Here is a 10,232-nt window from a genome sequence, read left to right as displayed (position 1 = left end):
CCGTTCATGTGAGTACCACGTATAGCATGTGAGTGTCACGTATCCAGGAGGAGAGCTGATGCCGAACAAGACGCTGAGCGTCCGCGAGGAAGACCTCGCCCTGTGGGAGCGCGCCGAGCGGGCGGCGCGGAACGAACGGACCAGCGTCTCCGCGCTGGTCGCGTCCGCGCTCGCCGACAAGCTGGGGACCACCGACACCTGCCGGGTGGCGATGTACGAGAAGTCGACCCCTCTGCGGTGGGAAGCGTTCGAGGGCCGATGGCTGACCGATGCTCCGACGTTCGTGGGCTGCGGCTGGAGCAGTGAGGGCAGCTGGGACGACGAGCCGGAAGAGCGGTGGGAGACGTATGTCGCGGAGACCGCGCGCGGTCGGATCGCTGTCTACGTCCGTCACTCCCTGGCGTATGCCGACCAGCCGCCGACCCTGAACGTCTTCGAGGACCTCGACGGCGCACGCCGGGCGGCGGACCGCGACAGCCGAGTCAGCAAGGAGCAGCTGACGACTGCGGGCTACGCCCTGGGCCGCAACGGCAAGCGCGGCGAGGAGGTCCGCTGGCGCGACATCTGACCTGCGACAGCGCAGCGGGCGGCGCCCTCAGCCTTCGGGCGGGGCCGCCCGCTGTTCCAGTTGGCAGTCCGGATCGAGCGGATCGTGGGCGACGTCGCCGCAGCCGGGCCAGCGACAGGCGAGCACGATGTGGCCGCCGCAGGAGCAGTTCGTCCAGCCGCGGACGGCCCGGGTGGCGGAGCCGCCGTCGTAGAGGTGGCCGCGCGGGCACCCGGCCGGCTGGTCCCCGATCAGCTCCCGAACCGTGCGCTGCCGGACGGCGGTGATGTCGGGGTGGCCGCGCGCCCAGGTCACCAGCTGGCGGAGCTCGGCCACGGTGTCGACGCGGCGTGCGGACAGCCGGTCGCCGGGCAGGCCGGGCCGCCACCGGACCTCCACCTCCCAGCGACGCACCCACTCCGACATGCCCGCAGGCTATCGAACACTCGTTCGACAGCGGCAGCGGTTCCCGCCAATGAGCTGCTGGTCGACGGGCAGACGGCCCATGATCAGAGGGTGTGGGAGCGGGTCGACGTGCCGTGCATCGGCGGGCCAGTCGATGGCCGTTCCCTGCTGGTACCCGTCAACGACGACGGCGTGCCGCCGCAGGTAATCGACCAGTCGTGGCTGTGGGTGGAGTACGGCGGCGAGCTGCTCGACGCGGACGTGAACGGCGCGTACGAGCTGGAGCCGGTAGCTGGCACGGGCCCGCCCTGGCTGTACCTTTGGGCGCCCGGCAGGCCGGTCAGAACGTGATGACGGGGCCGCCGCCGGCAAGGCCCGCGTACAGGCCGGGTTGGCCGGTGAGCACGTAGCCCTCGTTGTCGACGGCGGCGAGCAACGCGCTGGCGGCGTCGAGGCGGCCCACCGTGTCGTACACGACGGCCAGTGCCCGCCAGCTGGACGGGTCGACGGTGAGCACCACCGCGGCGGGGTGGTTGACGAGCAGGTCGAGCCGGTCACCGTCGGCGGCGGCGCGGGATGCTTCGGCCAGGCACATCACCGGCACCCCGAAGCAGCAGTCCTCGTCGGCCAGCTCGGCGATCACCTCGCCGACGTGGATCGACTCGCGGCAGAACGCGAGGATCGCGGAGGCGTCGAGGATGATCCGGATCGGGCGGTCGTTCACGCGGCGCGGGCGGGGAGGCCGATCTGGGCGCGCAGTTCGTCACGCAGCTCGGGCGTCCACCGCTGGTCGGCCGCGCGGAGCCGCTCCCGGGCGCGGGCCTTGCCCTCCGGGGTGACGACGATGCCGGCGGCGGCGAGGACGTCCTCGCTGCGGGTGCCGGTCTCGGGGCTCTGGTTGGCCATGTGGGCAGGATACCCCCGTACGGGCGGGCAGTCACCCACGACGCGGAGCGGCCCCGCACCCGGGCAGGTTGCGGGGCCGCTGGTAGCGGTGGGTCAGGTGGTGCAGAACGCGATCACCCAGTCGGGCAGCGGCTCGGGTTCCGGGGTGAGGTGCTTGGCCGCGTGGACGCCGGTGAGGGCCTGGCCGAGCGCCCGGTCCAGGTCGGTCCAGGACACCCAGTCGGAGTCGATGTCGCCGAGGACCCGGCCGGCGGCGACGGCCAGGCGGACCTGTCGGGCGGCCTCGGTCAGGTGCTGGGCGGCCTCGACGCGGGCCTCGTGGACCCGGACCGCGTGTGCCAGCTCGGCGGTGTGGTCGGGGCAGAGCGGGCTGCTGTCGGCGTTCGGCTGGCCGCAGGGCCCGGCCGCGTCCAGTTTCGGGGCGGGGCAGGTCCGGACGGTGGCGGGGGCGGTCATGCGGGCTGCCCGGCGTCGATCCGGGCGGCGATCACGCCGCCGTGCTCGCGGATCAGCTCGTCCAGGTCGGCGACGAGCGCCGGCCAGATGTGCTGCTCCCACAGGGCCACGTACGTGATGGTCGGCTCCAGGGGCATGCCCGCCTGGGCCAGCGCCGACCCTTCGGCGTCGGTGAGCTGCCGGAAGAACTCCCGGTACGGCTCCGGCGTGGTGGTGATGGCCTTGGCCCAGAGGCCGGTGTCGGCCGGAGCGGCGGTGAGCCGGCGGGCGAGGTCGCGCATCTGGGTCGCGGCGCGTGTGTAGGCGGTGGCGGTGCCGTCGTGGTGGGCGGCGCCGCTGGCCGAGCCGGCGTCGCGGTGACGCTTCGCGGTCTTGCCCTCGTGCAGGGCGTACAGCTCGAACTGCTCGGCGATCGCCGTGCACACCGTGGCCGCGAGGGCTGCGGGGTGCAGCGGGGCGTCCACGGCGGCGCGGATCCGCGCGCCGAGGTCGGTCGTGGGCTGCTGCTGCATGGATGGGTCTCCACTTCCGGGCCGGTCGCTCACCGGCCCACGGGTTGCAGGGTAGGCCACCGCGTCGAGCGCGGCGGCCGGCCCGGCCGTCACCGCGTTGCGGCGGCCGGGGCGTAGCGGGCGCGGTACTCGCGCGGGTCGTACACGTCGTAGCCGAGGTCGACACCGCCGAACTCGTGCCGCCACCACAGCCCGTCGGCGAGCCGGGTAGCGCCGGTGCAGGTGACCGGCCGGGCGGGCCGGTAGTCGGCGAGCGCGGCGGCGACCAGCGACGTGTCCCGGTCGACGGTGACGCGGCGGGGCAGGTAGATGACGACGCCTTTGCCGTGCAGGAGGCCGGTGGGGCTGGTGGCGGCCTTCATGCCAAGACCGGCGGCCCACGCGGTCGGGAACACGGCGGTCAGGGCGGCGCGTACGTCGGCGAGGGTCGCGGCGGGCGCGTAGAGCTTGTGCCCGGACCACGAGTCGGGCATGAGCAGCTGCTTCCACGCCGGGGTGGGCACGCGGCCGTCGTCGGCGATGCGGTGCCAGCGGGCGATCGCGTCGACCGCGTTGGTCGCGACGATGGCGCGTTCGAGGTTGGTGAGGTCGGCGGGGTCGCCGTAGCGGGCGGGGCCGGCGATGTCGTCGGGCAGCTCGGTGCCCTGGATCTCCCACCAGTCGGGGGCGGCCGGCGCGGGGTGGATGGCCGGCGGGGCGACGGTCGTGGTGGTCACGGGGGTCTCCATCCTGCGGGTCGCTCGCCCGCTGGCCGGGGTGGATCAGATCAGGTGGAGCGCGTTGAGGACGACGGACGGTGTGGCGGCGATGAACGCCTTCACCCGGTCCGGGCCGATCGCGGCCATCAGGACAGCGGCGGTGCCGAACGTGGCGGCGAGGGTGGCGTAGAAGCTGCGCGGCATAGGGTCCTCCGGTCTCAGGCGGGTCGCTCACCCGCACACCCCAAAGTGTAGCAGACATTAAAGGCGGTGTCAGGTCCACCCGGGCTGGGGCGGCGCGGTCGCGCACGTCGCACACGGGTACTCACACAACCGGAGAGGGAAGCCCCCCGTGGCGTCGGCGATCCGCCGCGGGTCGACGTCGGTCCACGAGTTGTCCGGGTAGCCGTGCAGCCCGGCGTGGCCCTCCACGTGCGGGCAGCAGAACGCCAGGATGCCGTTGCCCGAGATCCGCACCCGGCACAGCCGCAGCGGCTCCGCGCCCGGCCCGGTGTCGACCAGGACGACGCCGACGCGCCGGGCCGGCGGGTTCCACAGGTTGAGGGTCGGCCGGCGCGTGCTCTCCGTCATCGGGCTCACCACTCGTCGCCGTGCTCGGCGATCCAGGACGAGTACGCGGCGTCGTACGCGGCGTCGGCGGTGGCCGCCTCCACCACCCCGACCCACCGGCTGTCCAGGATCGCGCCCCACCGGCCGTGGACGTCCACCTCGCCGGGCGTGGTGGCGAACAGCCGCAGGTGGTCTCTGTCGGCGAGACCGATCACGGTCCACTTGCCGCTGGCGGCCTCCACCTGCCAGGCGGGCGCGTCGTCGGCGTCGGGCTGGGTCGGGGTGCCGCCGAGCAGACGGGCGGCGTCGGCGAGGATCCCCGCGGCCTGGTCCGGGCTGTCGGCGCGGAGAGTCCGGACGTATCGGCGGCCGGGGAGCCGCCACTCGCCGACGATGGTGTGCTCGCCGGGAAGCACGGCGATGACGGACAGGGGGCCGGTGCTGTCGCTGGCCTGCGCGATCACGGTGTACTGGTTCACCAGGGGACTCCGATCTTCGAGGCGGGTCGCCCACCCACTCGGGTACGGCGGTGACCGGGCCGCGTGGTCGCGGCCCGGCCTGGGTGGTCAGCAGTCGCAGTCGCCGACGGGGAGGTCGCGGTGGATCGGGCAGAGAGGCTCGACGGTGTACGCGCCGGGCCGGTTGGTGGCGTCGGCGTTGTCGGCGGCGGCCAGCTCGGCGAGGGTCGGGTCGTCGTGGGTCTCGACCAAGCGGTCGCCGTCGAACACGCCGTACTGCTGGGTGGGCTCGGCGAGGCTGATGGGCCTGCGGATCAGGGTGAGGGCGGTGCGGCGGGCCTCGCGGGTGAGGATGTCCCGGGCCAGGGTGCGCAGCTGCCGCTCGGCGATGATGCGACGCGCGGCGGCTTCGTCGGCCTCGGCGACCGGGCGGGGGGCGGGCCGGTCGGCGGCGGGCTGGATGCGGGTCTGCTGCACGGGGTCTCCCTCGTTCGGGAGCGGGTCGCTCACCCGCTCACACCCCAAAGTGTAGCACAGTTTAGAGGTTGGGTCAGTGCCAGCCGATCAGGTGATTCCACTGGCCGCCGTACCACAGCGCGGCGTCGCGCTGCTCCGGCGTGATGGTCTTCTGGTTGGACTCGGGCGCCAGGGTGAACCGCTTGTCGACCTTCGCGGCGTGACGGATCGCGGCGTGGATCTCCTCGATGGTGAGGTCGAGGGCCTCGGCGACGGTCCGGATGTTCATCCAGGAGCCGGCGCCGTACTGGTGGGCATGCAGGTCGTATGCGCGGCGGATCTGGCTGATCGCCCACTCGGCGGTGCGCTCCATGATGGCCTCCGTTCGTTCCGGCGGGTCGCCCACCCACCTACACCCCGGAGTGTAGCAAACATTAACTCACGGGGGGAAGCCCCCGACGCGATGCCCGCGCACGTACTCGGCAGCCTGGGCGGCGGTCGCGTCGCCGACCGCGTTGCCCTGGCCGACGAGGGCACCACCCGGCCGGAAACCCGGCCGGGGCTCCCCCGACGGCGCGTCGGCCGTCCACCACGCCCGCAGCCGGCGCCCGGAGCGGGTCGCGGCGGACAGCTCCACCACCTCACGGTGGACGTCGCCGCACCGCAGCGGCCCGGTCGTGGTGATCCGGCAGTCCCAGCCGGCGTCGTGCACGGCGTCGACCAGCAGGTGGTAGGAGCGGGGCAGCCTCGGCGCGATCTCAGGCTTGTCGAGTACGCCCATCACTGCCTCCTCGCCGTCCGTTGCGACACGGTTACCGAATGGAGAAAGGGTGAAGGATAAGACAGGTTTCCGTCTGCCGCACTGCGCGGGCCGGGGCACTCACAACCCCGGCCCCGCGTCAGCTGCTCTGCCAGTAGGACGGCAGAGCACCCTCGGGCTGCGGGAACTCGCGTACGCGCCGCTGCGCCTCCAGCATCACCGCCACCGCGTCGGTGTACTGGCGCATCTGCTTCAGCTGCTTCGGGTCGCGCAGCGCGGCCACGGCGGCCTCGGCGGTGGGGAACTGGGCCTCCAGCCAGCCGCCGGTGTCGCTGACGCTCCAGGCGCTGCCGTCCTCGCGGGCGCGGCTGACGACGCCGTACGCCTGGCTGCTCCACTCGCTGCGCCCGGGGATCTCGATGACGGCGAACCGCAGCTGCTGAACCCCGTCGCCGTCGGTGCGGTAGTCGCAGGCGGCCGCGGTGTCGCCGATGGTGCTCAGGGTGTAGCCGGAGCTGGCGGCGATGTCCCGGAGGGTGGTCGAGATCAGCTGGCGGTCGGGCGTGACGGCGGGCTTCTTGCGCTGGACGGTCTTCGGCAACGGGGTCTCCTGTGGGCCGCGGGCGGGTCGCTCTCCCGCCCGGGTGGTCAGGCTGTGGTGGCGGCGTGCGCGCCGGCGTCGATCGCGGCGGTGCTGATGCCGCGCTCGACGGCACCGAACAGCACGTCGGCCTGGCCGAGGTGCGCGGCGAGGGTGGCCGGGTCGGTGGTGGCGGCGTCCTGGTCGCTCCAGGTGGTGCCGGGGATCCGGGCGACGAGGACGATGGTCACGGTGTCGGAGCGGTCAGGCAGGGCCTCCACGGGTGCCTCCGGTGGGTGGGAGGGCCGACGCTGGGTCGGCCCTCCGGGGGTGGTCAGAACGGGATGTCGTCGGTGGTGTTCTTGCTGGCGAGGATGCCGAAGGGGTCGGCCATCGCGGCCTGGTAGCCGACGCTGGTCCGGGCCAGCTTCTCCCGCACCTGCTGTGCGCTCTCGGGGGTTGCGAGGGGCTCGGGGGTGCGTACGGTGAAGGTGTAGGTCCGGACGATGCGGGCGGCCTCGTTCATCGGGGGTCTCCTGTTCTGCGCGGGTCGCTCACCCGCACACCCCGAAGCGTAGCATAGTTTCGCCAGGTCTGCGCGACAGTCCCGTTCACGGGATGTAAGTGCATAACGAGCGAGGTGGCGAGAGGGCACGCGCATAAGTCCCGGTTTTCGCGATCTGTCGAAACGGGGCCATCCGTCGCACAGGCCATCATCGACCGTCGCTTGGTTGCACCCCCACGCATGACGCGCCTTCACTGCTCCTAGCTGGGAACATCCGCCATCCCCAACGCCCGCCGGGAGCAACCGCTCCCGATTGGACAGCCTGGGGGCCGGAGTACCCACGAGGTGCGGGGAGGCGATACCGTCTCTCCTCGCACCTCCTCCGGCTGCGCCTGCCGGAATCCGACGCACGCGCGGAAGGAGGTGATGATGGTGGACGCGAGTCAGGACGGTCATGCCCCCGACCGGAAGACAGCCCGGTTGTACGCCTGGGCGGCTCTTCTCGGTGCGGTGGCCACACTGGTGAGCGCCCTGGCTGGATGCTTCCCCACCTGACGGGCTAGCCCGTCAGGTGGGGTGCACCGGCCGGACCGGCCGCATAAGCGTTCGGGTCGTGATGGCGGCCGGTCCCCCTCAGCTGGACCGCGAGAAGCTGCCCAGGGTGACGTGGCGACTCTAGTAGGAACGCCTCTGCTTGGGTACACGCATTCCGTCACACCGCAATTCGGACTGGCCCCGCGCCACTGGCCATTCATCTGATCGGTCAACGAATCTCCCTGCTCAGACGACCCGCCATGAGCACATGACGCCATGAGCGCATGACGTCATGTCGACGCTCTCAGATGGCGAACGGCCCTCTATCGCGAGTTAGCAGATGCCGATAGGCTGCCAATCGGCATCTGTGCCGCGCAGCGATCGGAGACCCCATGACCACCGACACCATCAACACCGACCAGCTCAGCGACGCCCTCACCCGCCTCGACCGGGCCCGGAACCTCCGCGACGCCCTCGCCCCCCTCGCCCGCCTCATCACCGAGGCCGACGAGGAGGCCCGCGCCGCCGCCATCGCCGCCGCCCAAGCCGGCCTGTCCGAGCGGGCCATCGCCGCGAAGTTCGGCATCGCGCAGCCCACCGCGCACTCCTGGCTGGACGGCCGCACCGCCGCGCCGATGCCCGCCCCCACCATCGGCGAGCGGGCGTGGCTCCTCCACCAGACCGTCCGCGCGGTGGAGACGATCGTCCACCGGCTCGACGGCGAGGATCTGCCCTCACCGCCCTACGGTGGGGTTGTCTCCGCCCGTTCCCGCCTGACAGAGGCGCGCAAGGCGCTCAACACGGGCGCGTGGGCGCTCGGTGAGGCCGGCAGCATCCTGGAGCAAGCCGGGAAGTAGACCGTACGACGGAAGGGCCCGCAGGGACGTCCCTGCGGGCCCTTCCGTCGTACGCGCTACAGGCCGGGCTGGCCCTGCGCCTCCAGGCCCGGGAACGCGGCCGCAATGGCCGTCCAGAACGCCGTAGCCGCCTCGCTGGCGTCTGCGGGCAGCTCCCCCGGCCGGAGGGGTGCACTGCGGCGAGAAGCCGCCCGTCAGGGCTGCTGACCCGCAGCGAGGGTCCGCCCGGCACCGCGAGCTCCAGCAGCGGGCCCGGCGGGTCTGGACCGCATCGTCGGGCAGGCTCACGGGGTCTCCTTGGGGGGTCGCTGGTGCAGGTGGATGAACGGGCCGCGCACCCCTGCGCTGAAGTGCGCGGCGGCTTCGAGGGCGGCCTTCACCCGCCGGGCCGGGGGCTGCCCGACGGTGGCGTGGAGAGCGCCGAGGGCGATGTCCTGGCCGCAGCCGACGGCGGCGTACCCGTCGGCGGGCTCGCCGACCTGGAAGTCGCCGTACACCTGGAACAGGCGGCCAGCGGTGCCGACGAGGAACGTGCCGCCGAGTTCCCGGCCGGAGTCGAGGGTGAGCCAGCCGCCGTCGACGAGGGTCTTCCGTACGGCGTCGATGAACGTGGTGGCCATGTGCCGGTCCAGCGCGGCCGGGGCGGTGGGGAGCTTCGGTGGGGTGAGGGCGTAGCGGAGCAGCTGCCCCATGCGGAAGCTGTCGGTGAAGCCCATCAGGTACGGGCCGTTGCGGAACACCTTCGCGTCGGCGCGGACGCTGCTGGACCAGCCGGGGCCGACTCCGGCGGAGTCCCCGCCGATGTGGACGGCGCCGCGGTGGACGAGGCCGACGATCGCGGTCACGCGAGCATCCGGCCGGTGCGCGGGTCGTACGGGACGGGCACGATCACCGGCGGGGGCGGCGCCGGGTGGATGTGCAGTTGCATTGCCGGCTGGGTGAGGTTGGCGAGGGGGCCGCGGAGCCGGTCGATCGCGGTCAGCGCGGCCTGCACGGTATCGGCCGGGTCGCCGCTGTCGGGAACGGTGATGCCCCGGTCGGCGAGACCCACGCGGAGGCGCTCCAGCGCGCTGGTGGCGGTCATCGGACGTCCGGCCCGGTGCTGTCGGCGGCGGCCTGGGAAGCCGGGGCCGGATCGGGCTCGGTGGGCTCCAAGTCGGCCTGTTCGGGGCCGCGGCCGGCACCGTACGGGCGGAGCAGCAGGCCGCCCTTGACGACGTGCTCGTACGCCTCGGGGTCGCGGCGGCGCAGCCGGGACAGCTGCCGCTCGCCGGGCCGGTACCACTCCCAGGCGGGCTGGGTGGTGACTCCGGCGGGCCACGCCTCGGGGATCGGGTAGCCGAGGGAGAAGGCGGTGCCTTCGCAGCTGTCGGTGGCGCGGCAGGCCAGGGTGGACGGGGTGACTCCGGCGTCCACGTCGATGGTGACGGTGCAGCTCTGGCAGGCGGGGCACCGGTAGGCGTTGAGGCGGCCCTTGTAGAGGGCTGTCACACCGGCGGGCCGGGTGTCGAGCCGGTTGGCGCGGTGGTCGGTGAGGGCCTGCTGGAAGCGGGCCATGCGGCGGCGCAGGGCGCGGGAGTTAGACACGGCTGGTCTCCTGGTCGGCTGCAAGGTGGGCGGCGAGGTCGACGGGGTGGACGGTGCCGCCGGCGGCGAACACCGCGGCGGTGAGGGCCGGGGCCTGCACCCACCGGACGGGAGGCTCGGCCGGGGTGGGCCGGTCGAGCGGGTGAGGCCAGGTGACGGCGAGGTAGAGGCGTTTGCGGGCCAGGTCGGTGCAGGCCAGGCGGGCGAGGCCGGTGCGGCCGTGCGGGTCGGTGACGGTGAGGACGTCGCCGGGTAGCGGGATCGGCCCGGTGGGTAGGTCGGTGACGAGGTGCTGGCCGCTGGTGCGGGCGGGGTCGACCGGGATTTTCGGTGCGGGCATCGGATTACCCCTTCCCCTCGTGGTGAATGTCTGCTACACTTTGGGGTGTAAGCAGGTGAGG

The 10,232-nt window shown here is 73.0% G+C and carries 22 protein-coding genes; 3 read left to right on the top strand and 19 right to left on the bottom strand.

Annotation, left to right across the window (positions count from 1 at the left end):
* Positions 1-58: 58 nt before the first annotated feature.
* On the top strand, positions 59-568 hold the full coding sequence (locus FB455_RS29700; RefSeq protein WP_145755518.1) for a hypothetical protein: 510 nt from the start codon (positions 59-61) through the stop codon (positions 566-568).
* Between the two features lie 27 nt (positions 569-595).
* On the opposite strand, the gene FB455_RS29695 is transcribed toward FB455_RS29700, so the two are convergent.
* Positions 596-973: a hypothetical protein gene (locus FB455_RS29695; RefSeq protein ID WP_145755517.1), complete on the bottom strand. Its 378-nt coding sequence runs from the start codon at positions 971-973 to the stop codon at positions 596-598.
* Positions 974-1,063: 90 nt separating this feature from the next.
* On the opposite strand from FB455_RS29695, the gene FB455_RS29690 reads away from it, so the two are divergent.
* Positions 1,064-1,303 (top strand): hypothetical protein, encoded by a 240-nt coding sequence (locus FB455_RS29690; RefSeq protein ID WP_145755516.1) that lies wholly within the window; start codon positions 1,064-1,066, stop codon positions 1,301-1,303.
* Here FB455_RS29690 and FB455_RS29685 read toward each other — a convergent pair.
* The 14 genes from FB455_RS29685 to FB455_RS29625 form a co-directional block, all read right to left on the bottom strand.
* A complete protein-coding gene (locus FB455_RS29685) occupies positions 1,293-1,676 on the bottom strand; it encodes a hypothetical protein (protein WP_145755515.1) in 384 nt (127 codons plus the stop codon). The two genes, FB455_RS29690 and FB455_RS29685, sit on opposite strands and share 11 nt — an antisense overlap.
* A complete protein-coding gene (locus FB455_RS29680; RefSeq protein ID WP_145755514.1) occupies positions 1,673-1,858 on the bottom strand; it encodes a hypothetical protein in 186 nt (61 codons plus the stop codon). Before FB455_RS29680 ends, FB455_RS29685 begins: the two co-directional genes overlap by 4 nt.
* Before the next feature lie 93 nt (positions 1,859-1,951).
* Positions 1,952-2,314: a hypothetical protein gene (locus tag FB455_RS29675; RefSeq protein ID WP_145755513.1), complete on the bottom strand. Its 363-nt coding sequence runs from the start codon at positions 2,312-2,314 to the stop codon at positions 1,952-1,954.
* On the bottom strand, positions 2,311-2,826 hold the full coding sequence (locus tag FB455_RS29670; RefSeq protein WP_145755512.1) for a hypothetical protein: 516 nt from the start codon (positions 2,824-2,826) through the stop codon (positions 2,311-2,313). The genes FB455_RS29675 and FB455_RS29670 overlap by 4 nt, the downstream gene beginning before the upstream one ends.
* Before the next feature lie 89 nt (positions 2,827-2,915).
* Complete coding sequence (locus FB455_RS29665) at positions 2,916-3,542, bottom strand: hypothetical protein (protein ID WP_145755511.1); 627 nt, start codon at positions 3,540-3,542, stop codon at positions 2,916-2,918.
* 45 nt (positions 3,543-3,587) lie between these two features.
* The gene (locus tag FB455_RS34425; RefSeq protein WP_186466460.1) at positions 3,588-3,728 is read right to left on the bottom strand and encodes a hypothetical protein; all 141 of its coding nucleotides are present in this window, start codon (positions 3,726-3,728) and stop codon (positions 3,588-3,590) included.
* Positions 3,729-3,797: 69 nt separating this feature from the next.
* Complete coding sequence (locus FB455_RS29660; protein ID WP_145755510.1) at positions 3,798-4,115, bottom strand: hypothetical protein; 318 nt, start codon at positions 4,113-4,115, stop codon at positions 3,798-3,800.
* Positions 4,116-4,120: 5 nt separating this feature from the next.
* Complete coding sequence (locus FB455_RS29655) at positions 4,121-4,573, bottom strand: hypothetical protein (RefSeq protein WP_145755509.1); 453 nt, start codon at positions 4,571-4,573, stop codon at positions 4,121-4,123.
* Between the two features lie 87 nt (positions 4,574-4,660).
* Positions 4,661-5,029, bottom strand: a complete 369-nt coding sequence (locus tag FB455_RS29650) for a hypothetical protein (protein WP_145755508.1) — start codon at positions 5,027-5,029, stop codon at positions 4,661-4,663.
* 73 nt (positions 5,030-5,102) lie between these two features.
* The gene (locus FB455_RS29645; RefSeq protein ID WP_145755507.1) at positions 5,103-5,381 is read right to left on the bottom strand and encodes a hypothetical protein; all 279 of its coding nucleotides are present in this window, start codon (positions 5,379-5,381) and stop codon (positions 5,103-5,105) included.
* Positions 5,382-5,447: 66 nt separating this feature from the next.
* Positions 5,448-5,789, bottom strand: coding sequence for a hypothetical protein (locus FB455_RS29640; protein ID WP_145755506.1), 342 nt, complete (start codon positions 5,787-5,789; stop codon positions 5,448-5,450).
* Between the two features lie 118 nt (positions 5,790-5,907).
* Positions 5,908-6,369 carry a hypothetical protein gene (locus tag FB455_RS29635; RefSeq protein WP_145755505.1) on the bottom strand — a complete coding sequence of 154 codons (462 nt, stop codon included), beginning with the start codon at positions 6,367-6,369 and terminating at the stop codon, positions 5,908-5,910.
* Between the two features lie 47 nt (positions 6,370-6,416).
* Entirely contained in the window at positions 6,417-6,629 is a 213-nt protein-coding gene (locus FB455_RS29630; RefSeq protein ID WP_145755504.1) for a hypothetical protein, read from the bottom strand.
* Positions 6,630-6,682: 53 nt separating this feature from the next.
* Positions 6,683-6,874, bottom strand: a complete 192-nt coding sequence (locus FB455_RS29625) for a hypothetical protein (RefSeq protein WP_145755503.1) — start codon at positions 6,872-6,874, stop codon at positions 6,683-6,685.
* Positions 6,875-7,779: 905 nt separating this feature from the next.
* Between FB455_RS29625 and FB455_RS29620 the strand changes: the two genes are divergently transcribed.
* Positions 7,780-8,244, top strand: a complete 465-nt coding sequence (locus tag FB455_RS29620) for a helix-turn-helix domain-containing protein (RefSeq protein WP_145755502.1) — start codon at positions 7,780-7,782, stop codon at positions 8,242-8,244.
* 284 nt (positions 8,245-8,528) lie between these two features.
* Here the strand turns inward: FB455_RS29620 and FB455_RS29615 are convergent, their stop codons facing one another.
* From FB455_RS29615 to FB455_RS29600, 4 genes are read right to left on the bottom strand one after another with little or no spacing between them, the layout of a single operon-like run.
* Positions 8,529-9,089 (bottom strand): hypothetical protein, encoded by a 561-nt coding sequence (locus FB455_RS29615; protein WP_145755501.1) that lies wholly within the window; start codon positions 9,087-9,089, stop codon positions 8,529-8,531.
* Entirely contained in the window at positions 9,086-9,328 is a 243-nt protein-coding gene (locus FB455_RS29610) for a hypothetical protein (RefSeq protein ID WP_145755500.1), read from the bottom strand. Before FB455_RS29610 ends, FB455_RS29615 begins: the two co-directional genes overlap by 4 nt.
* Positions 9,325-9,831, bottom strand: a complete 507-nt coding sequence (locus tag FB455_RS29605) for a hypothetical protein (protein WP_145755499.1) — start codon at positions 9,829-9,831, stop codon at positions 9,325-9,327. The genes FB455_RS29610 and FB455_RS29605 overlap by 4 nt, the downstream gene beginning before the upstream one ends.
* Complete coding sequence (locus FB455_RS29600; RefSeq protein WP_145755498.1) at positions 9,824-10,171, bottom strand: hypothetical protein; 348 nt, start codon at positions 10,169-10,171, stop codon at positions 9,824-9,826. Before FB455_RS29600 ends, FB455_RS29605 begins: the two co-directional genes overlap by 8 nt.
* Positions 10,172-10,232: the final 61 nt, after the last annotated feature.

The organism is Micromonospora sp. CNZ296 (genome assembly GCF_007827635.1).
This window is presented reverse-complemented; position numbering and strand designations above follow the sequence as displayed.